Genomic DNA, 22458 nt, shown 5'->3' on the forward strand with positions numbered 1-22458 from the left:
GCGCCCACCGTAGGAGGCCGCGGCCCGGATGACCACGGTGGTCGGCAACACTCGGTCACACGACGCCGCGGTTCAGCACTCGATGACGTTGACCGCGAGACCGCCCTCGCTCGTCTCCTTGTACTTCGTCGACATGTCGACGCCGGTCTGGCGCATGGTCTCGATCACGGTGTCGAGGGACACCAGGTGCGTCCCGTCGCCGTGCAACGACAGGCGTGCGGCGCTGACGGCCGTCGAGGAGGCGATCGCGTTGCGTTCGATGCACGGGACCTGGACGAGCCCGCCCACCGGGTCGCACGTGAGGCCGAGGTGGTGCTCCATCGCGATCTCCGCGGCGTTCTCGACCTGACGCGGTGTGCCGTCGAGGACGGCGCACAGGGCACCGGCGGCCATGGCGCAGGCCGAGCCGACCTCGGCCTGGCAGCCGCCCTCGGCCCCCGAGATGGACGCGTTCGCCTTGAAGAGCGAGCCGATGGCGGTCGCCGTGAGCAGGTACCGACGGATGCCGTCGAGCGAGGCGCCCGGCACGAACCGCAGGTAGTAGCTCCCGACCGCCGGGATGATCCCCGCGGCCCCGTTCGTTGGCGCGGTCACGACCCGCCCGCCCGAGGCGTTCTGCTCGTTGACCGCCAGGGCGAACGCGTGCAGCCACTCCGTGGGGAGTTCGCGCCCGCTCTCGGCCTCGGCCACGTCGAGGCGCTCTCGGACGGCACGTGCACGGCGCTTCACGCCGAGACCGCCCGGGAGGGTGCCGGTGTCGGCGAGCCCGGCGGTCACGCACTCGCGCATGGCCGTCCAGATGGCGTCGAGGCCGGCGTCGACCTCGACCGCGGTCCGCAGGGCCTCTTCGTTGCGTCTCGCGATCGCGTCGATCGGGAGCCCCGTCTCGTCGCAGAGCCCGATGAGCGTCTCAGCGGTCCGGAACGGCATCGGCACGGGTGTCGACGGCAGCACCGTGCTCGGGTCGTCGCCGTCACGACGGATGAAGCCGCCGCCGACCGAGTAGTAGGTCTCGGAGCGCACGGGGAGGTCGCTCCGCTGATCCCAGGCGTGGAGCGTCATGGCGTTCGGGTGGCCCGGCAGCCTCGTCCTGGGCACGAACGAGACGTCGTCCTTCGAGAACGCGATGGCACGCGTCCCGGCGAGCGTGAGCGGAGCGCCGTCGGGGTGGTCGCTCCAGGCCCGTCGGACCTCGGCGGGATCGCACCATTCGGGGGTGAGCCCCTGGAGTCCCGCGACGACGGCGTCGGGGGTGCCGTGGCCGATGCCGGTCGCGCCGAGCGATCCGTACAACGAGCACGTGACGCGGTCGACCCGGTCGAGCAGGCCGTCGTCCGCGAGCCCGGTCGCGAACGCCAAGGCTGCCCGCATCGGTCCGACCGTGTGCGAGCTGGACGGCCCGATCCCGATGGAGAAGAGGTCGAACGCGGACACGTATGCGGTCACTGGACGACCCCCTTCGGTGCGACTGGCTCCTCTCACTCTAAGCGTTTTCGGCACCGGGTGCGGGTGTCAGCGGGTGTCAGCGGCAGGTGAGCGATCCGTGAGTGCCCCCGCCCACACTGGTGTCCGGGTCGCCCACCGGCGGCCCACACCTGATTTCGAAAGGCATCCGCATGAGTATCAGCTCCGACTGGGCGATCGAAGCCCACGGCCTCGTGAAGACCTTCGGCGACAACCGGGCGGTCGACGGCGTCGACCTCTCGGTCCGCACCGGCACCGTCTACGGCGTCCTCGGCCCGAACGGCGCCGGCAAGACCACCACCATCAGCATGCTGGCGACGCTCCTGCGTCCCGACGCCGGCAGCGCCACCGTCTTCGGACACGACATCCAGCGCGAGTCGCAGGTCGTCCGCCAGCTCATCGGCGTGACGGCGCAGTTCGCGTCCGTCGACGAGAACCTCTCGGCCACCGAGAACCTCGTCATCTTCTCGCGACTGCTCGGGCTCGGCCGCGCGGAGGCGAAGCGCAAGAGCGCCGAACTCCTCGAGGAGTTCGGCCTGAGCGACGCGGCGTCGCGACCCCTGAAGAAGTTCTCCGGCGGCATGCGTCGTCGTCTCGACCTCGCGGCGAGCCTCATCGCCCAGCCGCCCCTCATCTTCCTCGACGAGCCGACCACGGGCCTCGACCCGCGGACCCGCGCGCAGATGTGGGACACCATCCGCCGCCTGGTCGCGACGGGCTCGACCGTCCTCCTGACCACCCAGTACCTCGACGAGGCGGACCAGCTGGCCGACCGCATCGCCGTCATCGACCGCGGTCTCGTGGTCGCCGAGGGCACCTCCGACGAGCTGAAGGCCTCCGTCGGCGAGTCGTCCCTGCAGCTGCGGCTCGCGGACCCCACCGACCTGGAGGATGCGCGTCGGGTCATCTCGAGCGTCCTCGGCGTCGACACCGTCGTCTCGCCGGAGGCCACCCGCATCACGGCCCCGATGCGCGACCCCGACGCCGTGACCGACCTCTTCATCACGCTCCGGGAAGCCGGGATCCGGCTCGCGGAGATGAGCGTCCAGAAGCCGACGCTCGACGAGGTCTTCCTCACCCTCACCGGGCACGGCGTCGAGGCGGACGACGCCGACGCCACGTCCGACACCGATTCCCTCGACACCGCAGAGCAGGTCCACGCATGAGCACGATCACCATCACCCCGGCCGCAGACCGGTCCCTCCGGAACCACGTCAGCCTCTCGCAGACGGTCCGCAACTCCTTCACCATGGCGTACCGCGGACTGCTCAAGATCAAGCGCACGCCCGAGCAGCTGATCGACGTGACGGTCCAGCCGATCATCTTCACCCTGATGTTCACGTACATCTTCGGCGGCGCGATCGCCGGCGACGTCGCGAGCTATCTGCCGATCATCATCCCGGGCATCCTGGTCCAGACCGTCATCACGACCTCGGTCGTGACCGGCATCCAGCTCCGCGAGGACATGGACAAGGGCGTGTTCGACCGCTTCAAGTCGATGCCCATCGCCCGCATCGCACCGCTGGCCGGTGCCCTCCTCGCCGACACGGTGCGGTACACGATCGCCACGACGCTCACCTTCGCGATGGGCTTCGTCATGGGGTACCGACCGGAGGGCGGCATCGGCTTCGTGGCCCTCGCCGGGCTCCTCGTGATCGTCTGCGCCTGGGCCATCAGCTGGATCTTCGCGTTCTTCGGGGTCATCGCCCGCAGCGCGAGCAGCGTGCAGGGCATCTCGTTCCTCGTCCTGTTCCCGCTGACGTTCCTCTCGAACGCCTTCGTGAACCCGGAGACGATGCCGAGCTTCCTCCAGGGCTTCGTGGACGTGAACCCCGTCTCGCACCTCGTGACCGCGGTCCGCGATCTCGCGAACACGGGTGTCTTCGGCGGTGACGCCTGGCTGGCGCTCCTCGGTGCCGCCGTCATCGTCGCGGTCTTCGCACCGCTCACCGTGCGGGCGTACATGCGCCGCGCCTGACGACGAGACGACCGCAGCGACCGATCAGTGCGCCGCCAGGGCAGGACTGCCGAGCAGTTCGAACGCCCTGGCGGCGCTCTCGTGCGCCTGCAGGGAGAGGGTCCGCTCGGCGAGGCGGTCGCGCTCGGTCGCCGTGAGGCGCGCCGCCGCTGCTGCCTCATGTGGTGTGCGGACGAGCGACGGGATGTCCTGACGGGAGGCGAGCGCACTGGCGAGCGCGACGAGCTCGGCGCCGATCAACCGCACCTCGTCGTCGTCCGAGCGGACGTACCAGGCGCCGAGGGCGATGACGGTGGAACCCAGCACCGGTCGGTCGAACCGGTTCGGGAGGAGGCGCCCCAGCGCGATGGTGCGGGTGCGGACCCGCCGCACGAGACGCTGGACCTCGGTGGCGCCCGGGACACCGTCCAGCACGGCGGCGGCGATCGCGGCGGAGCCGACGAGGGTGAACCACGGCGATCGGCGCGACTCACCCGGAGTGAACGCCACGAGCGCCTTCCCGTAGAGCTCGGCTCCCCGTTCGACGTCGCCCTGTGCCCGCGCGATCTCGGCGAGACCGGCCCAGCCGATCGACCGCCGTTCGGGGAGCGGGGCGAACGCGGAGAACGAGACGTCGTCCGAGAGGAACCGGTCGAGCACGGTGGTGGCGGCGGCGTGGTCACCGCGGGCGATGTCGCCGATCGCGATCAGCCACTCGAGTTGACGGAGGTCCGCCTCGGCACCGATCGCGGTCAGCCCCTCCGCAGCGCGGGCCGCCCAGACGAGCGCCTCCTCCGGCTCGTCGTTCTGGCTGTGCAGTTGGGCGAGCATGTGCGCACTCATGGCCGCGCCCCAGACGTCGCCGAGCGTGAGCGAGAGGTCGTTCGCGCGCAGGGCGGCCGCTTCGGCGGCGCGGGGGTCGCCGTCGTTCTCCGCCGCCTGGGCCGCCATGAGGTTCCCGAGGTTCGCGACATGCGGGTCGGTCGACCGGGAGTACTCGCGGAGGAGGGCCTCCGCGCGTTCGGGGCGACCCGCGACCAGCAACAGGCTGACCATCGCGCGCATCCGTGGGGCCTGTGTCGTCCGCGCCCGTTCGAGTCGACGGAGGACGCCGATCGCCCGCGCGGACGTGCGGGGATCGGTGGCGAGGAAGGTCACGGTGATGATGGCGACGGCGATGGCAGGGGTGTCGGTCGACACCGACTCCGGGTCCTGGTGGCGGAGCACGTCGAGGACGGCCGTTCCGAAGACCAGGACCTCCTGATGGGCGCTGCGGATCGTCCAGAAGAGGGCGAGTCCCGCGAAGACCGGGGCGACGACGTCGGCGCGATCGTCGGCGACCGCACCGCGGAGTACGTCCACCAGGGTGTCCTGTTCGAGGGCGAGGCGCGCGAACGCCGCCACCTGTCGTGGTCCCTGCATGGCGGGGAGGAGCGTCTCCGCGAGTGCGACCGCCCACGTCCGAGTGCGGTCGAGCACGAGGTCGTCCTCGTGCGCCTCGGCCGACTTGATCGCGCCGAACTCGCGGACCGTCTCGAGCATGCGGAATCGGACGGTGCCGGTGGCCGGGTCGTCCTGCACGGTGAGCAACGACTGCCCGACGAGCGCGTCGAGCGCTTCCACGACCTCGACCTCGGGGGCGAGCGCTGCAGCCGCCTCCAGATCGAAGCCGTCGGGGAACCTGGACATGCGACGGAGGACGATGCGTTCGTGCTCGCCCAGCAGGTTCCAACTCCAGTCGATGACGGCGAGGAGGGTGCGGTGGCGCTCAGGCGCACTGCGATCACCGGCGGTCAGCAGGGTGAAGCGGTTCCCGAGTCGTCGCTCGACCTCTTCGACCGACATGGATCTGGTGCGCGCCGCCGCGAGTTCGATGGCCAGCGGAAGGCCGTCGAGTTTCGCGCAGAGACGCGCCGCGGCGTCGAGTGGCACATGGAGTCCCGGGCGGGCGGCGCGGGCACGCTCGACGAACAGCCGCACAGCCGGGCCCGCGTGTTCGAGGTCGGCGCCGTCCACGGCAGCGTCCAGCGGGTCGAGTTGGTAGACGTGCTCGGCGGCGATCGACAACGGGCTCCGACTCGTCGCGAGGACGCTGAGGTCGCCGGCCCAGGCCAGCGCATCGGCGATCCAACGTGCCGCCGCGTCCACGAGGTGCTCGCAGTTGTCCATCACGAGCAGCGTCGGCCGCTCCGAGAGTCGGTCGATGATGCGCTCGTGCAGTTCGACCGGTTGCGCCATGATCGCTTCGCTCAGCCGACGCGGGGTCGGGGCCTCGCGGATGCCGAGTGCGGTCGCGACCGCGAGCGGCAGATCGTCCGGGTCCCGCACGCTCGCGAGTTCCACCACGACGACGCCGGGCGTGGTCGTGGTGGCGCGCCGGGCGACCTCCTGGGCGAGTCGGGTCTTCCCGAGGCCACCGGGGCCGAGGATCGTGGTGAGGCGGACCTCGGACACGAGCGTGCCGATCGCGTCGAGATCGGTGTCGCGACCGAGGAGCTCGTTCGGCGCCGTTCGGAGCCCGAGCACCATGCTGGAGACCCGGGCGGTCGGGGGAGTGGCCGCCGGAGGTGACGGCTCGACGGCGTCCTGCAGGAGCGCCGCGTGCGCCGCAACCAGCGCCGATGTCGGGTCGGCGCCGAGCTCGTCCCGGAGCCGATGACGGTGGTCGGCGAAGAGCTGCATCGCGTCGGAGCGACGTCCGCTCTGCGCGTAGGCGTTGAAGAGCATCAGCTGTGTGGCGTCGTCGAGCGGATCGGCGGCGACGAGCGCCTCGAGATCGGTGATGACGGCCGCGCCGTCGCCGAGTTCGAGGCGGCTCTGGGCACGCACCCGGCGCAGCTCGTCGCGCAGCCGCGCCGCGCGGTGCGCCAGCTCCTCGCCGAGTGGGCCTTCCAGTTCCGCGCCGGGATCACCGGTCCAGAGGAGGAGCGCGTCCCGGGTGAGCGTGCCCGCGGTGTGCGGGTCGGCGGCGCGGATGGCCGTCGACGCCGCATCGGCCGCCTGCGCGGCGACGTGGAGGTCGACCAAGGACTGGTCGATCGACAGTCGATAGCCGGCGGCCGAGGAGTCGATGAGGTCCGGCGCCGACACGGCGCGAACCCGCGAGACCAGGGTCTGCAGCGCGGCTTTGGCACCCGCGGGCGGTGCGTCGTCCCACAGCTCGTCGATGAGGGCGGCCGTCGACACGGCGCGCCCGTCCGCGAGCACCAGGATCGTCACCAGCGCTTTGGCGAGCCGGCCGCCGGGTTCGACGAGCCGTCCGGTGCGTCCCTCGACGAGCACCGGCCCCAGGACGGTCACTCGAAGGTTCGACGCAGGCACGTCTCGAGTGTATCCAGGGCGCTGTCCCGGAGCTGGTGGAGTCGTCGTGAGCCGGACTGCCCTCAGCGCAGGGTCTTGCGGGCGGTGATCTGGCCGGTGTCGAAGCCGAGCAGGTGGAGGCCGCCGTGGAACCGGGCGTGCTCCACCTTGATGCAGCGGTCCATCACGACGTTCAGACCCTTCGACTCGCCGTACTCGGCTGCCTCCTGGTTCCAGATGCCGAGCTGCACCCAGACGGTCGGTGCTCCGATGGCGACGACCTCGTCGATGACCTGTGGGATGTCGCTCGCCTTGCGGAAGACGTCGACGATGTCGGGTACCTCCGGCAGGGAGGCGAGGTCGGGGTAGGCGGGCTGACCGAGGATCTCCGTGGCGTTCGGGTTCACGAAGTAGATCGTGAAGTCGCTCGACTGCTGCAGGTAGGTGCCCACGAAGTACGAGGAACGCGCCGGGTTCGGGGAGGCGCCGACGATCGCGACGGACTTCGCCTCGCGGAGGAGCTTCAGGCGGGCCTTCGCGTCGGGGCCCGCCCAGGTGCGCTGCGAACGCAGCAGCTTCGCGAGCGGCGAATCGGCGGGCAGCGAGCAGGTGAGGCCGTTGGTGAGCCGGACCGTCTCGGTCGCGTCCACACCGGTCTCGGTCGCGTCCGCACCGGTCACGGTCGCGTCCACACCGGTCACTGAGCTTGTCGAAGTGCTCATGCCACTACTCCTTCACCGCTGCGGCGAGCGCCTGGTCGAGGTCGTAGATGATGTCGTCAGGGTCCTCGATGCCGACGCTCAGCCGGACGATGCCCGGCAGCACACCGGCGTCGACGAGTTGCTGGTCGGACAGCTGCGCATGCGTCGTCGACGCGGGGTGGATGATGAGCGTCTTCGCGTCGCCGATGTTCGCCAGGTGGCTCGCGAGGTCGACGGACTCGATGAGCTTCTGGCCGACCTGACGGCCACCCTTCACCTCGAAGCTGAAGACCGAGCCCGGCCCCTTCGGCAGGTATTTGTTCGCACGCTCATGGTGCGGGTGAGCCGGGAGTCCGGCCCAGTTGACGGCGGCGATGCGCGGGTCGGCGTCGAGCCACTCGGCGACGATGCGCGCGTTGTCGACGTGGGCCTGGATCCGGAACGGCAGCGTCTCGACGCCCTGGGCGAGGAGGAAGGCCGAGTGCGGTGCGAGCGCCGGACCGATGTCGCGGAGCTGCTCGGCGCGCAGCCGGGTGAGGAAGGCGTATTCGCCGAAGTTGCCCGACCACTGCAGGCCGCCGTAGCTCGGGACAGGCTGACCGAACAGGGGGAACTTGTCGGTGTTCCAGTCGAAGCGCCCGCTTTCGACGACGACGCCACCGAGGGTCGTGCCGTGGCCGCCGAGGAATTTGGTGGCCGAGTGCGTGACGATGTCGGCGCCCCACTCGATCGGGCGGTTGAGGTAGGGCGTCGCGATGGTCGAGTCGATGATGAGCGGAATGCCGTGTGCGTGCGCGACGTCGGCGAGGCCCTCGATGTCGGCGATCTCGCCCGAGGGGTTCGCGACCGTCTCGGCGAAGACGAGCTTCGTGTTCTCCTGGATGGCGGCGGCGTAGTCGGCGGCGTCGGAGGACTGCACGAAGGTGGTCTCGATGCCGAACCGGCGGAGGGTGACGTCGAGCTGCGTGATCGAGCCGCCGTAGAGGTTGGCCGAGGCGACGATGTGGTCGCCCTGTCCGGCCAGCGAGGCGAAGGTGATGTACTGCGCGGCGAGACCGGAGGCGGTCGCGACGGCACCGAGGCCGCCTTCGAGGCTGGCGATGCGCTCCTCGAAGCTCGCGACCGTCGGGTTGGCGAGGCGGGAGTAGATGTTCCCGTACTTCTGCAGGGCGAAGCGGGCGGCGGCGTCGGAGGTGTCGTCGAAGACGAAGGCGCTCGACTGGTAGATGGGCAGCGCCCGTGCGCCGGTCACCTGGTCGGGGATGTTGCCCGCGTGGATCGCACGCGTGCGGAAGCCATACTCACGATCTGCCATGCGTTCACGCTACCGGAGCACCGTCGAGCGCTTCACCGTGCTGCAACATTGCGTCGCATTCGACCGCACTGCACAGGGCCTGCCCAGGGCGTCGGCGTATCGTGTGGGGCACAGCCCTGATCGGGCTGCCGGACGAGGGCGCAGTACCCGGAACGCGACAAGACTGACCACTTGGGAGTGATCGTCATGTCTTGGATCGTACTCATCGCGTCCGGCGTCCTGGAGGCCGTTTGGGCGACGGCGCTCGGCAAGTCCGAGGGCTTCACGAAGCTCTGGCCGACCGTGACGTTCGCGGGGGCGCTCGTGCTCAGCATGGCCGGCCTCGCCTGGGCCATGCGCGACATCCCGGTGGGTACCGCCTACGCGGTCTGGGTCGGGATCGGCGCAGCGCTCACCGTCGGGTACGCCATGACCTTCGGCGGCGAGCAGCTGTCGGTCGTCAAGGTGCTGCTCATCCTCGGACTCATCGGCTGCGTCATCGGCCTGAAGATCGTGGGCGGCGAGCACTAGCCGCGCTGGTCAGGTATGCACCCCTGCCTCAGGCCAGGTGCACCGCTCCGAGCGCGAGCACCGCGATGAGGAGCCAGGAGACGAGCCCGACGACGAGCGCGCGCCACCCGGTGGTGACGAGTGTGCGGACGCGGATCGCGGCGCCGAGTGCGAAGAGCGCCATCGCCAGCAGTGCGGTCTGCACGCCGTCGGCGACGTCGAGGACGAGCTCGGGCACCGGGAGCAGGGTGCGGACGAGGACCGCGGCGATGAAGCCCGCGACGAACAGCGGGACGATCGGCGGTCGGGTTGCGGTCGCGGTCCCGTCGGCATCGACCTGCGCACCGGTGCCGGCCGACACCGTCAGGAGTCGACGGCGCTCGATCGTCGCGGCGGCGGCGACCATGGGGGCGAGGAGCACGACGCGGGTCAGCTTGACGACGACGGCGATCGCGAGTGCGCTCGTGCCGGCGATCTGGGCGGTCGCGACGACCTGACCCACGTCGTGCACACTCGCCCCCACCCAGTGACCGAACTGCTCGTCGCTGAGTCCGAGTGGGCCGCGGAGCGCCGGGAGGACGAAGATCGCGAGGGTCCCGCAGAGGGTGACGAGCGCGACGGGCGTCGCCTGTTCCTCGTCCTTCGCCTTCACGACGCCGCTCATCGCGCCGATGGCGGAGGCGCCGCAGATGGAGAAGCCCGTGGCGATGAGGAGCGGTTCGGGGCCCGTGAGCCCCAGTCTCCGGCCGAACCAGAGGGTGACGAAGAAGGTGACGACGACGATCGCCACCGTGGTGGCGAGCGTGACCCACCCCAGGCCGGCGATGTCGACGAGGCTCAGCTTCAACCCCAGCAGCACGACACCGATCCGCATGAACCGTTTCGCGCTCATGCCGAGTCCCGGCTTCAGGACACCGGCTGCGAGCCGCTGGAACGGCGGAAGCTGGCCCGCCACCATGCCGAGCAGCACGCTCGCGGTCAGCAGCGGGACGACCGGCAGGAGGGTGTGGAGGCCCAGGGCGGCGAGCGCCGCGGCACCGGCGACGAGCACCCCGGGGAGCGCCTTCATCGTCGTCCTCCCGTCACACCCATGACGGCAACCAGGCGTGCAGGTGCCAGAACCAGTAGGGCACGGTGATGGCGGTCCAGAGCGGATACCAGAAGATGCTCAACAGCGTCGTGATGGTCACGAACACCCCGATGACGCCGATGCCGGCGAACCGTCGTTCCTCCGGGTCGTCGCGGGACCCGAGGATCTTCCCGATCGCGAAGACGAGCGCGAGGATGAGGTACGGCTCGAAGACGATCGTGTAGAACTGGAACACCGTCCGGTTCAGGTAGAGCAGCCAGGGCAGGTACCCCGCGGCGACTCCGAGGACGATGAGCCCGACCTGCCATTCGCGGTACCGGACGAGCCGGTAGACGCAGTAGCCGAGCGCGCCGGCGGCGCCCCACCAGATGAGCGGGTTGCCGATCGAGGTGATCGCGGAGGAGCAGGCGTCCCACGCGCAGCCGTCGGTCCCGGTGGCGGGGGACTGGTAGTACATGCTCGTCGGCCGGATCATGAGCAGCCAGCCGAGCGGGTTCGCGGCGTAGGGGTGCGGGGTGCTGAGGCCGACGTGGAAGCTGTAGGCGCTCTGGTGGTAGTGGAGCAGGCTCTGGAACCAGTGGGGGACCCACGCGAAGGTGCCGGTCCAGGCGTTGCCCACCGCGTCCGCCCACTGACGGTCGTACCCGCCGGATGTCCTGATCCACCCGGTCCAGCTGGCGAGGTACACGACGGCGGCCACGGGGACGAGGGTCACGAAGGACACGGGGCCCTGCTTGAGGACCGCCGCGCTCGCCCACAGGCTGAGGCCCAGTCGACGTCGGAGCAGCAGATCCGTGACGATCACGTACACGCCGAACGCGGCGAGGAAGTACAGTCCGTTCCACTTGACCGCGGTGGCCGCGCCGAACGCGACCCCTGCTGCGAGCAGCCACGGCCGCCACCAGAGGACGGGACCCCAGGCCGGATCGGCGCCCCTCGCCCGGGCTGACGCGACCTTCGCCGCCAGGCGTGACGCGTGCCACGACCGGTCCAACAGGATCGCGCCGAATCCCGCCAGTACGAAGAACATGACGAAGTTGTCGAGCAGCGAGACCCGGGCCATGACGATCGCGTGGCCGTCGATCGCGAACAGGAACCCGGCCAGGACGGCGAGGATCGACGAGGTGAACAACCGCTTGGCGATGAGCGTGACGAGCAGGACCGCGAGCGTTCCGGCGATCACGGTGGAGATGCGCCACCCGGTGCTGTCGTCGATGCCGAACACGGCGATGCCGAGCGCGATCAGCCACTTGCCGAGTGGTGGGTGCACGACGTAGGAGGGATTCGTGCTCGGGCTGCCCGCGTCGCCGTTCGCGAAGCCCTCGTCGGCCCCGTCCGGCCAGGTGCTCTCGTAGCCGTTCAGCCACAGCGACCACGAGTCCTTCACGTAGAAGGTCTCGTCGAAGACGAGCGAGTGCGGGTGACCGAGGTTCCAGAACCGCAGCACGAACGCGAGGAGCGTCACCGCGGCCGGGCCGCCCCAGATCCAGAGCTTCCGGCGGCGCTCGGTGCGCAGCATCCGCTCCCACCAGCGGTCGAGGCGGGATCCCGTCACAGGGGCTTCCAGAAGATCGACCGACACCGTCTCATCTAACCACCCCGACCGGATGGGAGACTGGTCCGGTGATCATCCTCGGAGCGACCCCCATCGGCAACCTCGGCGATGCGTCGCCACGACTCCGGGAGGCGCTGGCCGCGGCGGAGGTCATCGTCGCCGAGGACACCCGGACGGCCATCCACCTGCTGCGCGCCCTCGGTGTGGAATCGCGGCCGCGGCTCATCGCCATGCACGACCACAATGAGCGCGAACGCGCGGCCGAGATCGTCGAACTGGCCCGCGAGACCGACGTGCTCGTGCTCAGCGACGCCGGCATGCCGACCGTGTCCGACCCCGGCTTCCACCTCGTCGACGCGGCGGCGGCCGCAGACGTCCAGGTCACCGCGATCCCCGGGCCGTCGGCGGTCGTCACGGCGCTCGCCGTGTCCGGCCTCGCGACCGACCGCTTTACCTTCGAGGGGTTCCTCCCGCGGAAGCCGGGCGACCGACGCAGCAGCCTCCGAGCGCTCGCGACCGAGCCGCGCACGATGGTGTTCTTCGAATCGCCCAACCGACTCGCCTCCTCCCTCGAGGACATCGCCTCCGTGCTCGGAGCCGATCGTCGCGTGGCCGTGTGCCGGGAGCTCACCAAGCTGTTCGAGGAGGTCAAACGGGGAACGGCCGCTGAACTGGCCGAATGGGCGTCCGGGGGTGTGAAGGGCGAGATCTGCATCGTCATCGCCGGTGCTGAGGCCGTCGAGGCCGATCCGGCCACCGCGCTCGAGCAGGTGCTCGCGCTCGTGGCCTCGGGCACGCGCCTGAAGGACGCTTCCAACGAGGTCGCCGAGGCCACCGGCCTCTCGAAGCGCGACCTGTACCAGGCGGCCCTCGCCGCCCGGCCCCCGAAGGCGTCGCCGGACGCGCAGGTGCGTCCCGCACCGTAACAGGCACGGTGGCGACGCCCGCTCGTCCTAGGATTGACCCCATGGCCGACGGCACCTCGTTCTACATCACCACGCCCATCTTCTACGTCAACGATGCCCCGCACATCGGGCACGCCTACACGGAGGTGGCCGCGGACGTCCTCGCGCGCTGGCACCGTCAGGCCGGCGACCGCACCTGGTTCCTGACCGGGACCGACGAGCACGGCCAGAAGATCCTGCGCACAGCGACTGCGAACGGCGTGACGCCGAAGGAGTGGGCCGACAAGCTCGTGAGCGAGTCCTGGTACCCGCTGCTCGACACGATCGACATCTCGAACGACGACTTCATCCGCACGACGGACGTGCGGCACGAACAGAACGTCCAGCTCTTCCTCCAGCGCCTGTACGACGCCGGCTTCATCTACACCGGTGAGTTCGAGGGGTACTACTGCGTCGGCTGTGAGGAGTACAAGCAGGAGAGCGACCTCGTACAGGGCACCGGCGAGTACGTCGGGCAGCTCGTGTGCGCGATCCACTCGAAGCCGGTCGAACTGCTCCAGGAAAGCAACTACTTCTTCCGCATGAGTGACTTCGCCGAACGCCTGCTGGCCCTCTACGAGGAGCGACCGGAGTTCGTGCAGCCGGAGTCGGCGCGCAACGAGGTCATCCAGTTCGTGCGCCAGGGGCTTAAAGACCTGTCCATCTCCCGCTCGACCTTCGACTGGGGCATCAAGGTGCCGTGGGACGAGAGCCACGTCGTCTACGTCTGGTTCGACGCCCTGCTCAACTACATCACCGCCGCCGGGTACGGCTCCGACGAGGAGGCGTTCGCCGAGCGCTGGCCCGCCACGCAGATCGTCGGCAAGGACATCCTGCGGTTCCACGCGGTCATCTGGCCGGCCATGCTCATGGCCGCCGGGCTCGAGGTCCCGAAGCGGGTCTTCGGTCACGGCTGGCTGCTCGTCGGCGGCGAGAAGATGTCGAAGTCGAAGCTCACCGGTATCGCACCGAGTGAGATCACCGACACCTTCGGCTCCGACGCGTTCCGCTACTACTTCATGCGCGCCATCGCCTTCGGGCAGGACGGTTCGTTCAGCTGGGAGGACCTCTCCGCGCGGTACCAGGCGGAGCTCGCGAACGGCTTCGGCAACCTCGCGTCGCGCGTGCTCGCCATGGTGACGCGGTACTTCGACGGCGTCGTGCCGGCGAGCGGTCCTGCCGAACCGGCCGACGTGGCCATCCAGGAGACGGTCGCCCGCGCTGCAGCCGACGCCGACGCCGCGATCGAGCGCCTCGCCATCCAGGACGCCCTCGCCGCCATCTGGCGGATCGTCGACGAGCTGAACGGCTACATCACCGAGCAGGAGCCGTGGGCGCTCGCGAAGGACGAGGCCAAGCGGGAGCGGCTCGGCACCGTGCTCGCCACGGCGGTCGAGGGGCTGCGCGCCCTGTCGGTCCTGCTGCACCCCTTCGTCCCGAAGGCGACCACCAAGCTGTGGTCGGCCCTCGGCGCCGAAGCAGCCCTCGGCGAGCTCGGGGCACAGCGCATCGGCGATGTCGGCACCTGGGGGCAGCTGCCCGCCGGCACCTCGGTGGCAGGGCTCGAGCCGCTGTTCCCGCGGATCGAGGCCGTCGCCGAATGAGCGAGGGCGTCGCGCCGGATCCGGCCGCCACACCGCACCTGCGGCAGCGCGAAGCGGGGGAGCGGAAGCAGCTGAGCTACCCCGAGGCACCTGAGGCGCTGCCGGTCGCGGTCTACGACAACCACACGCACCTCGAGCACGCCGACGGCGACGCCCCGCTGACCCCGTCGGAGCACTTGGACCGGGCGGCCTCCGTCGGGGTCCGTGGCATCGTGCAGGTCGGCACCGACGTCGAGACCTCGCGTTGGTCGGCGGCGATCGCCGCTCGTGACCCCCGCGTGCTCGCGGCGGTCGCGATCCACCCCAACGACGCACCGGACCTCGACCGCGCGGGCACCCTGGACGAGGCGCTGGCCGAGATCGACCGGCTGGCGGCGGAGCCTCGTGTCCGCGCCGTCGGCGAGACCGGCCTCGACTTCTTCCGCACCGAGGAGGACGGCCGCGCAGCGCAGTTCGCATCGTTCGAAGCGCACATCGCCATCGCGAAGCGCCACGGTGTCGCGCTGCAGATCCACGATCGCGACGCCCACGACGAGGTCGTCGAGACGCTCCTGCGGGTGGGCGCTCCGGAACGCACCGTCTTCCACTGCTTCTCGGGCGGCCCGGAGCTCGCCGAGCTGTGCGCCGAGCACGGCTGGTACGCCTCCTTCGCCGGGACGGTCACGTTCAAGAACGCCGCACCGCTGCGTGAGGCGCTCGCGATCATGCCCCGCGAGTTGATCATGGTCGAGACCGACGCGCCCTACCTCACGCCCGCACCGTTCCGCGGTCGGCCGAACGCGCCGTACCTCCTCCCGTACACGGTGCGCGGCATGGCCGAGCACCTGGGCGAGGACGTCGCCGCGTTCGCGACGCAGCTCGCGACGAACACCGAGCGCGTCTACGGCTCCTGGGCCGACTGAGCGACTGAGCCCGTCACCGAGCCTCGCGCCCGTCGCCCGACGAGGACCGGCTCCGCGATCAGGGATACTGGAGGGATGACCGCCTCCGTCGCCCTGCTCGGCCCCGCCGAGATCCGAGATCTCGCCACCCTGCTGGACGTGACGCCGACGAAGAAGCTCGGTCAGAACTTCGTCATCGACGCGAACACCGTCCGCAAGATCGTGTCGGTCGCGCACGTCGCTCCGGGCGACGTCGTCGTCGAGATCGGCCCTGGACTCGGCTCGCTGACCCTCGGCCTGCTCGAGGCCGACGCGAGCGTCGTCGCCGTCGAGATCGACGGTCGGCTCGCCAAGCAGCTGCCGCTCACCGTGGGGGAGATGGCACCGGGCATGATCGACCGGTTGTCGGTCGTCCACGAGGACGCGATGCGCATCGAGGAACTCCCGGCGCAGCCCAACCGACTCGTCGCCAACCTGCCGTACAACATCTCCGTGCCCGTCCTCCTGCACTTCCTGGAGCACTTCACCTCGCTGACGGCCGGTGTCGTCATGGTGCAGGCCGAGGTCGGCTACCGACTCGCCGCCGGCCCGGGGAGCAAGGTCTACGGCGCACCGAGCGCGAAGGCCGCCTGGTTCGGCGCGTGGCGCATCGCCGGCCAGGTGAGCCGCCAGGTGTTCTGGCCCATTCCGAACGTCGACTCCGTGCTCGTCGGATTCGAGCGGCGCAGCGACGTCATCGGCACCGAGGAGGAGCGCATCAAGACCTTCGCGCTCATCGACGCGGCGTTCCAGCAGCGTCGCAAGATGCTCCGGCAGGCACTCGGGAGCGTCCTCGGCAGCTCCCAGGCCGCGACGGAGCAGATGGAGGCCGCCGGGGTGAAGCCGACGGCCCGCGGCGAGGAGCTCACGGTCCACGACTTCCTGTCGATCGTGCGTGCGGGACGATAACGTTGGCGCATGACCGCTGATGCTCGATTCCCGCTGAACGTCCCCGACATCCACCGCCCGTACGCTGCGGCGGACGACCGCTACGCGCGGAACGACTACCGCCAGGTCGGCACCTCGGGCCTCTTCCTCCCGCCGATCTCGCTCGGCCTCTGGTACAACTTCGGCGACAACCGGCCGTTCGACGGGCAGCGCGCGCTCCTGCGCCACGCGTTCGACCACGGCATCACGCACTTCGACCTCGCGAATAACTACGGCCCGCCCTACGGCTCCGCCGAGACGAACTTCGGTCGCATGATGCGCGAGGACTTCGGTCCGTACCGCAACGAGCTCATCATCTCCTCGAAGGCCGGCTACGACTTCTGGCCAGGCCCGTACGGCAACTTCGGTTCGAAGAAGTACCTGACCGCGAGCCTCGACGAGTCGCTCGAGCGGATGGGTCTCGACTACGTCGACATCTTCTACTCGCACCGGGTCGACGAGGTCACGCCCATCGAGGAGACCGTGGGCGCGCTCGACGCGATCGTGCGCTCCGGCAAGGCCCTGTACGTCGGCATCTCGTCGTACTCGGCCGAGCGGACGGCCGCCGCACACGCCGTCGCTCGCGAGCTCGGCACGCCGCTCGTGATCCACCAGCCGTCGTACTCGATCCTCAACCGCTGGGTCGAGGACGGCCTCACCGAGGTGCTGACCGAGACCGGCCTCGGCGCGATCGCGTTCGTGCCGCTCGCGCAGGGCCTGCTCACCGACAAGTACCTCGGCGACCGCCCGGCCGAGCGTGCGACGAACCGTCCGTCCCTGCCCGACCGGCAGGTGAGCGAGGAGATGGCGACCCGCCTCCGGTCCCTCAACGACATCGCCGTGGAGCGCGGGCAGACCCTCGCGCAGATGTCGCTCGCCTGGGTCCTGAACAACCCCGCGATCACCTCAGCCCTCATCGGCGCCTCCCGCCCCGAGCAGCTGGACGAGAACCTGGCGGCGCTCGACGGCCCCGCGTTCACGACCGAGGAGCTCGAGGAGATCGACCGACTCGCGGAGGGCGCCGACGTCAACATCTGGGCGGACTCCTCCGACAAGTGACGCGGTCTGAGGCGCCTGCTCGATCGACTAACTTGGAACAATGACCACTGAGGCCATCCTCAAGCACGTCCACGTGCGAGCACCGGGGAAGATCAACGTCTTCCTCAAAGTCGGCGAAGTGATGGACGACGGCTACCACGACGTCGCGACCGCGTACCAGGCGATCTCGCTGTACGAGGACGTGCACGCGTATCCGGCCGACGACTTCAGTGTGTCGTTCTCCGGCTCGGTGGACGTGTCGGGTGTGCCGACCGACACGAGCAACCTCGCCATCCGCGCCGCGAAGGCCCTCGCGAGACGGACCGGGTACCGCGGCGGTGTCCGGCTCGAGATCGAGAAGCACGTTCCGGTCGCCGGCGGGATGGGCGGCGGCTCAGCCGACGCCGCGGCCACGCTGCTCGCCTGTGACGCCCTCTGGGGGACCGAATGCAGCCGCGACGACCTCCTGGCGCTGGCGGCACGCCTCGGCGCCGACGTGCCCTTCGCCCTGCTCGGCGGCACCGCTGTCGGAACCGGCCGCGGCGACCAGCTGAGCAGCGCGTTGGCCAAGGGGCAGTTCGAGTGGGTGCTCGCCCTCGCCGACTTCGGGATGTCGACCCCGCAGGTCTACCAGGAGCTCGACGCCCACCGGGCGCGGCACATCCTCGACATCTCGCCGTCCGGTCGCCAGCCGACGGTCGACGCCGCGGTGCTCCAGGCGTTGCGGGCGGGCGACGCCCACCTCCTCGGGGAGGTCCTCCACAACGACCTGCAGGCCGCCGCGCTGCAGCTGCGCCCGGTGCTGGGCGAGGTGCTCGAGTTCGGCGACTCCCAGGGTGCCCTCGGCAGCCTCGTCTCCGGCTCCGGGCCGACGATCGCCTTCCTGGCGGCGGACACCGACGACGCCGTCGAACTGCAGGTGACGCTCGCCTCGTACGGGCTGAAGGTCATCCGTGCCCACGGACCGGTCCACGGCGCCCGCATCGTCTCGCAGAGCTGAGACGCGGCCCGCACGACACGAAGCAGCCCCGGTCGGAGATCCGACCGGGGCTGCTGGACGAGGTGGCGCGGTTCAGGCCGCGACGCCGCGCACGCGGAGCGAGTTCTCGATGATCGTGAGCCCCTCCATACCGGGGAGCTTGGCGATGTGCCCGTCGATGCGGCGCACCTCGGCCAGGCCGTCCTCGTCGCCGAAGAGGTGGCCCATGACGTGCGTGACCTCGGAGTCGGGCATGACGCCGGAACCGACGGGGCCCCACACCTTGCGGAGCAGGAAGCGGGTGAGTCGACGTGCGCTCTTCGACGACTCCAGGCGTGCCTTGGCCTGGCTCGCGTAGAACGCCACGTGACGCGTCTCCTGCTTCGCGATCCGCTTGAGCAGCACCGAGAGCACCGGGTGCCGCTCCAACTGCGCGAGGCGGGTGTAGGCGGCGGTCGCGGACCACTCGTTCGCCGCGCCCCAGCTCATGTGCACCGCGATGAAGTCGGTGCCCACGAGGTTGCCGAGGATCGACTGCTTGATGGGGTCGAGGCGGTCCTTCCAGCCGAGCTTCAGGCGCGTCGCCTTGAGCTCGTCGAAGTCGACCGTGATGTCGTGGGCGGCGAGGACGGCGGCGAGCGCCTCCCCGTGCCAGAACTCCTCACGGTTCCACATCGTCATGAACGCGCCGACCTCGTCGTCCTCGTGGGACGGCGTCATGAGCATGTCGCGCAGGTAGCAGACCGTGTGGTACTCGATGTCGCACATGTAGCGCAGGCTGCGCAGGGTGGAAGCGGGGAGCGGGTTCGTCTTGAACTCGTCGAAGTCGAGGTCGCTCCAGTTCACCGAGACACTCGTCTCGGTGAACTTGTCGATGTCAAACGCCATGTGCGGTGGGGCGGTCGGGGATCGTGTCCTCGGCCGTCCGCTCTCCTCTCGGCTGTGCGGGGCGCGGTGCGCGGGTCAGTTCGTCTTCGGAGCGGACGCCTCCGGTGGTTCGTGCCCATTCTCGCACCGTCCACCGGCCGGCCTGCGCCAGTTTGTACAGGGTGTGGTCGGGGTTGACGGCGACCGGGTTCCCGACCAGCTGCAGCCAGGCGGCGTCCGCATGGGAGTCGCCGTAGCCGTAGGAGTGCGTGAGGTCCATGCCGTGCTGCTCGGCGTACTGCGTGAGCCAGGCGCCGCGCGCTTCGTCGACGAGCGGCGGGCTGTCGAGGTAGCCCGTGAGGCGTCCGTTCTCGGCGTGCATCGCCCCGGCCACGACCTCGTCGAAGAACGGCTCGAGCGGAGCCGTCATGAGGTCGATGGTGCCGGTGACGAGGATCGTCCGGTGACCGGCCGCCCGGTGCGCGGCGATCTGTTCGAGCGCCTGGGGGAGGAGGCGGGACCGGACGGCCTTGCCGAAGCCGCCCCGGACGATCTTCTCGAGCTGCGCCACGTCGACGCCCTCGTAGCGACGCATGAACGTGCGGATGAACTCACCGCGGTCGCGGAGTTCAGCACCGATGTACCCCGGCATGGAGGCGCCGAGCGCGGCGATCTCGATGGGCCAGCGCGACTGCGAGGTCGCGGCGAGCCGCAGCCAGAGGTACTGCTCGATGAGGTTCCAGGCGAGCACCGTGCCCTCGAGGTCGAACACCGCGAGGACGTCGTCGCGCACGGGCAGGATCTTCTGCTGCTTCGCGGCGCCCGCCTTGCGGTTGGCGAAGGCCCGGGTCAGGGTCGTGACGGCGGGGAAGTGGATGCGCTGGAAGTAGTCGTCCCAGTCGATCGTCGTGACGTCGAACCCACGGTCCGTCTGCTGCTCGGGCGTCAGCGAGGCGTGCAGGGCACGGGTGCGCTGGTCGTCGAAGACGATCTCGCTCTGCACGTAGGAGCGGTAGAGCCCAGTGAAGTCACGGAGTGAGCCGAGGTCGCTCGACGCCTTGCGGATCCGGTCCTGCCACCCGCGGGTGGTCGCGTTCGCCGGCAGGTGGGAGACGACCCGGCCGGCCGCCGTCGTCGCCTTCTGCCGCCGGTCGATGGAGCGCTCGATGGCGCGCCCGCCGGGGAAGTTCCAGGTCGGCACACTGATGTCGCCGGCGTCGGCCGGGATCGGGTGCTCGGTGAAGTAGCTGTGCACGTTCGCGTACATCTTGTGGAACGGCAGCGGGTTGCTGGCTCCGGAGCTCACGTGGAAGTAGCGCGCCGCAGCCGGCTCCGGCGGGGTCTGCGCAGCAGCGAAGATCGCGTTGACGACGAAGTCGACGGGGATGATGTCGAGCACGCTGTCGGGGAGGCCCGGGAAGTCGGGCAGCTGTCCGCGGCCGTAGGCGATGATCAGCGGGTCGGCGACCTTGTAGCCGTCGATCCAGCCGGGGAAGGGGTGCGCGAGCGCGCTCTCGATGATCGAGGGACGCACGACGGAGAGTCGGTTGCCCTCGCCGGCCCAGCGCTCTTCGGCGACCCGCTCGGCCATCGCCTTCGTGAAGGTGTAGACGTCGGTCCAGCCGAGGCTCTCGGCGCGTGCGCGGCCGTGGGCGACGAGTCGGGCGTCGACCCAGGCGATGCGTGCGGCCTCGGCGGCGTTCGAGACGGCCTGGGGGCCGGCCTTGCCGTGCTCGCGACGGGCGGTCTGCATGAGCTTGCGCAAGACCTCCGGACGACGGGACGACTCCTCGGTGCGGACGCGCGCCGAGCGGGCTGCCTCGGCCTCGACGCGCCAGTCGACGTCGTGCGCGAGGCTGCGTTCCGGCTGGATGCCCTTCCGCGTGCCGCCGACGTACGCGGTGGAGACGTGGACGACGTGCGGGGTCGCGCCGCTCTTCGCGAGTGCCGCGTACAGGGTGGTCGCGCCGCCGACGTTCGTGGCGAAGGCCTCGTCGATCGGCGGGTCGAAGGAGACGGTCGACGCGCTGTGGATGACGACGTCGAGGTCGGCCGGCAGTGCCATCTCGTCGAGGCCACCCTCGATCACGCTGACGCGTTCGGCCACGATCGCCGCAGCGGCTTCAGCGCCGACGCGTTCGCGCCAGGCCTTGAACACCGGCTTGCGGAGCAGTGTCTGGAGGCGGTCGCTCCCGCGGACCGACCCCTTCTTCCGGATGAGCAGGCTGACGCGGGTGGTCGGGTGATCGGCGAGCAGGCGCTCGAGCACCGCCTGGCCGAGGAAGCCGGTGCCGCCGGTGACGAGCACGTGCGCGCCGTCGAGGGCATCCGTGGCGGTGGCGGGCTGCTGAGCCTCCAGCTGCTGGGCGTCGGGCTGCTCGGCGTCTGGCGTGGGGGTGTCGGTCATCGGTTCTCCTCGAGGCTGCCGCGGCGTCCGCGGCGGGCAAGTCTGGCGGCGAGATGGAGGCCCGACTGACCGGGCAGCGCGTCGATCGACGCGTCGATGCCGAGGACGGCGGGGTCGCTCCAGGTGGCGGTACTGCGGAACACGAGCGCGGCGAACCGCGCCGTCTGTCGGGGGCCGTTCGCATCGGAGCCGGTGGGCCACACGGCGTTCCGGATGCGGCGACGGGTGATGCCCTGTGCACGGGGCGACGCGGCGAGGCGGTCACTCGCCTGAGCGGTGAAGAACTCGAGGTGCCTGGCCTTCGTCTCGAGGATCTCGTCGACGAGGCGGTCGAGCACGGGGTGCGGCTCGCGCTCGCGCACCGCACGGTAGGCCGCGTGGGTGATGAGGTCGTCGATCGTCCCGATCGTCATGTGCCAGGCGATGATGTCCTCGCCGAGCACGTTCGCGATGAGGGCCTGGCCGATGGGCGCGAAGCGGTCGCGCACACCGTGGATGGTGCGGCGGAGACCCGTCGAACGCGTCTTGTCGCGCGGGGTCCCGTTCGCCTTGAGCACGGTGTCGAGGGTGTCGGTGATCCAGTACTTCTCGTACGCCCAGGTGATCAGGAACGCGGTGACCCTGGCGTCCTTGTGGGTGGGGGTGACGAGCACCCCGCGGAGGTACTGCATCGTCGCGCGCTCGATGTCCGACAGGGCGCGGAGCAGCGCGACCGTCTCAGCACTCAGCGGCGTTTCGGCGAAGGCCGCGGCGTCGATCTCCTTGCGACGACTGCCGACGGCGGACTTCGCGTAGTCGCGGACGCTGAACCCGTGGGCAGGCCGCAGCATGGCGCTCTCCTGCTCCGCGTCCTCGAGGGCCGCGGGTGCTGTTCCGCGCGGCGAATCCCGGTTCACCATGG

Annotated in this window: 18 protein-coding genes and 1 riboswitch; of the genes, 9 read left to right on the forward strand and 9 right to left on the reverse strand. The window is 70.2% G+C overall.

The annotated features are described in order from the left end of the window. Window positions 1–72: 72 nt before the first annotated feature. Window positions 73–1446 carry an L-serine ammonia-lyase gene (locus tag FGL15_RS15450; protein ID WP_138946634.1) on the reverse strand — a complete coding sequence of 458 codons (1374 nt, stop codon included), beginning with the start codon at window positions 1444–1446 and terminating at the stop codon, window positions 73–75. A gap of 170 nt (window positions 1447–1616) precedes the next feature. Between FGL15_RS15450 and FGL15_RS15455 the strand changes: the two genes are divergently transcribed. Both FGL15_RS15455 and FGL15_RS15460 read left to right on the forward strand, forming a co-directional pair. Then, window positions 1617–2630 (forward strand): ATP-binding cassette domain-containing protein, encoded by a 1014-nt coding sequence (locus FGL15_RS15455; protein WP_138946635.1) that lies wholly within the window; start codon window positions 1617–1619, stop codon window positions 2628–2630. Next, window positions 2627–3442: an ABC transporter permease gene (locus FGL15_RS15460; RefSeq protein ID WP_064296503.1), complete on the forward strand. Its 816-nt coding sequence runs from the start codon at window positions 2627–2629 to the stop codon at window positions 3440–3442. The genes FGL15_RS15455 and FGL15_RS15460 overlap by 4 nt, the downstream gene beginning before the upstream one ends. 24 nt (window positions 3443–3466) lie before the next feature. Here FGL15_RS15460 and FGL15_RS15465 read toward each other — a convergent pair whose 3' ends face one another. The 3 genes from FGL15_RS15465 to FGL15_RS15475 all read right to left on the reverse strand — a co-directional run bounded on the left by FGL15_RS15465 (window position 3467) and on the right by FGL15_RS15475 (window position 8737). After that, window positions 3467–6742, reverse strand: a complete 3276-nt coding sequence (locus FGL15_RS15465; RefSeq protein WP_138946636.1) for a BTAD domain-containing putative transcriptional regulator — start codon at window positions 6740–6742, stop codon at window positions 3467–3469. Between the two features lie 62 nt (window positions 6743–6804). Beyond that, window positions 6805–7296, reverse strand: coding sequence for a CoA-binding protein (locus FGL15_RS15470; RefSeq protein ID WP_370282230.1), 492 nt, complete (start codon window positions 7294–7296; stop codon window positions 6805–6807). A 151-nt stretch (window positions 7297–7447) separates the two neighbouring features. Further along, window positions 7448–8737, reverse strand: a complete 1290-nt coding sequence (locus FGL15_RS15475; protein ID WP_138946638.1) for an O-acetylhomoserine aminocarboxypropyltransferase/cysteine synthase family protein — start codon at window positions 8735–8737, stop codon at window positions 7448–7450. 108 nt (window positions 8738–8845) lie between these two features. Continuing rightward, window positions 8846–8909: riboswitch (guanidine-III (ykkC-III) riboswitch) on the forward strand. A gap of 14 nt (window positions 8910–8923) precedes the next feature. Here FGL15_RS15475 and FGL15_RS15480 point away from each other — a divergent pair. Next, window positions 8924–9247 (forward strand): multidrug efflux SMR transporter, encoded by a 324-nt coding sequence (locus FGL15_RS15480; RefSeq protein WP_079003866.1) that lies wholly within the window; start codon window positions 8924–8926, stop codon window positions 9245–9247. 28 nt (window positions 9248–9275) lie between these two features. Here FGL15_RS15480 and FGL15_RS15485 read toward each other — a convergent pair whose 3' ends face one another. Beyond that, window positions 9276–10295: a YeiH family protein gene (locus FGL15_RS15485; RefSeq protein ID WP_138946639.1), complete on the reverse strand. Its 1020-nt coding sequence runs from the start codon at window positions 10293–10295 to the stop codon at window positions 9276–9278. Between the two features lie 13 nt (window positions 10296–10308). Beyond that, on the reverse strand, window positions 10309–11871 hold the full coding sequence (locus FGL15_RS15490) for a dolichyl-phosphate-mannose--protein mannosyltransferase (RefSeq protein ID WP_240773564.1): 1563 nt from the start codon (window positions 11869–11871) through the stop codon (window positions 10309–10311). A 68-nt stretch (window positions 11872–11939) separates the two neighbouring features. On the opposite strand from FGL15_RS15490, the gene rsmI reads away from it, so the two are divergent. The 6 genes from rsmI (at window position 11940) to FGL15_RS15520 (ending at window position 18304) form a co-directional block, all read left to right on the forward strand. Next, complete coding sequence (rsmI, locus tag FGL15_RS15495) at window positions 11940–12797, forward strand: 16S rRNA (cytidine(1402)-2'-O)-methyltransferase (RefSeq protein ID WP_124768941.1); 858 nt, start codon at window positions 11940–11942, stop codon at window positions 12795–12797. Between the two features lie 41 nt (window positions 12798–12838). Then, window positions 12839–14419 carry a methionine--tRNA ligase gene (gene metG / locus FGL15_RS15500; protein WP_079001972.1) on the forward strand — a complete coding sequence of 527 codons (1581 nt, stop codon included), beginning with the start codon at window positions 12839–12841 and terminating at the stop codon, window positions 14417–14419. Continuing rightward, window positions 14416–15321: a TatD family hydrolase gene (locus FGL15_RS15505; protein WP_138946640.1), complete on the forward strand. Its 906-nt coding sequence runs from the start codon at window positions 14416–14418 to the stop codon at window positions 15319–15321. Before metG ends, FGL15_RS15505 begins: the two co-directional genes overlap by 4 nt. A gap of 75 nt (window positions 15322–15396) precedes the next feature. Continuing rightward, on the forward strand, window positions 15397–16248 hold the full coding sequence (gene rsmA, locus FGL15_RS15510; RefSeq protein ID WP_138946642.1) for a 16S rRNA (adenine(1518)-N(6)/adenine(1519)-N(6))-dimethyltransferase RsmA: 852 nt from the start codon (window positions 15397–15399) through the stop codon (window positions 16246–16248). A 9-nt stretch (window positions 16249–16257) separates the two neighbouring features. Further along, entirely contained in the window at window positions 16258–17325 is a 1068-nt protein-coding gene (gene mgrA, locus FGL15_RS15515) for an L-glyceraldehyde 3-phosphate reductase (RefSeq protein ID WP_138946643.1), read from the forward strand. Window positions 17326–17365: 40 nt separating this feature from the next. Further along, window positions 17366–18304, forward strand: coding sequence for a 4-(cytidine 5'-diphospho)-2-C-methyl-D-erythritol kinase (locus tag FGL15_RS15520; RefSeq protein ID WP_138946644.1), 939 nt, complete (start codon window positions 17366–17368; stop codon window positions 18302–18304). 72 nt (window positions 18305–18376) lie between these two features. On the opposite strand, the gene FGL15_RS15525 is transcribed toward FGL15_RS15520, so the two are convergent. Genes FGL15_RS15525 through FGL15_RS15535 form a run of 3 tightly spaced genes read right to left on the reverse strand, consistent with a single transcriptional unit; the run spans window position 18377 to window position 22456 of the window. Further along, entirely contained in the window at window positions 18377–19171 is a 795-nt protein-coding gene (locus tag FGL15_RS15525) for a hypothetical protein (protein ID WP_079705450.1), read from the reverse strand. After that, a complete protein-coding gene (locus FGL15_RS15530; protein WP_138946645.1) occupies window positions 19161–21557 on the reverse strand; it encodes an SDR family oxidoreductase in 2397 nt (798 codons plus the stop codon). Before FGL15_RS15530 ends, FGL15_RS15525 begins: the two co-directional genes overlap by 11 nt. After that, the gene (locus FGL15_RS15535) at window positions 21554–22456 is read right to left on the reverse strand and encodes a hypothetical protein (protein ID WP_240773565.1); all 903 of its coding nucleotides are present in this window, start codon (window positions 22454–22456) and stop codon (window positions 21554–21556) included. Before FGL15_RS15535 ends, FGL15_RS15530 begins: the two co-directional genes overlap by 4 nt. Window positions 22457–22458 lie beyond the last annotated feature (2 nt).

The organism is Plantibacter sp. M259 (assembly GCF_006065115.1).
GTDB classification, from domain to species: Bacteria; Actinomycetota; Actinomycetes; order Actinomycetales; family Microbacteriaceae; genus Plantibacter; species Plantibacter auratus.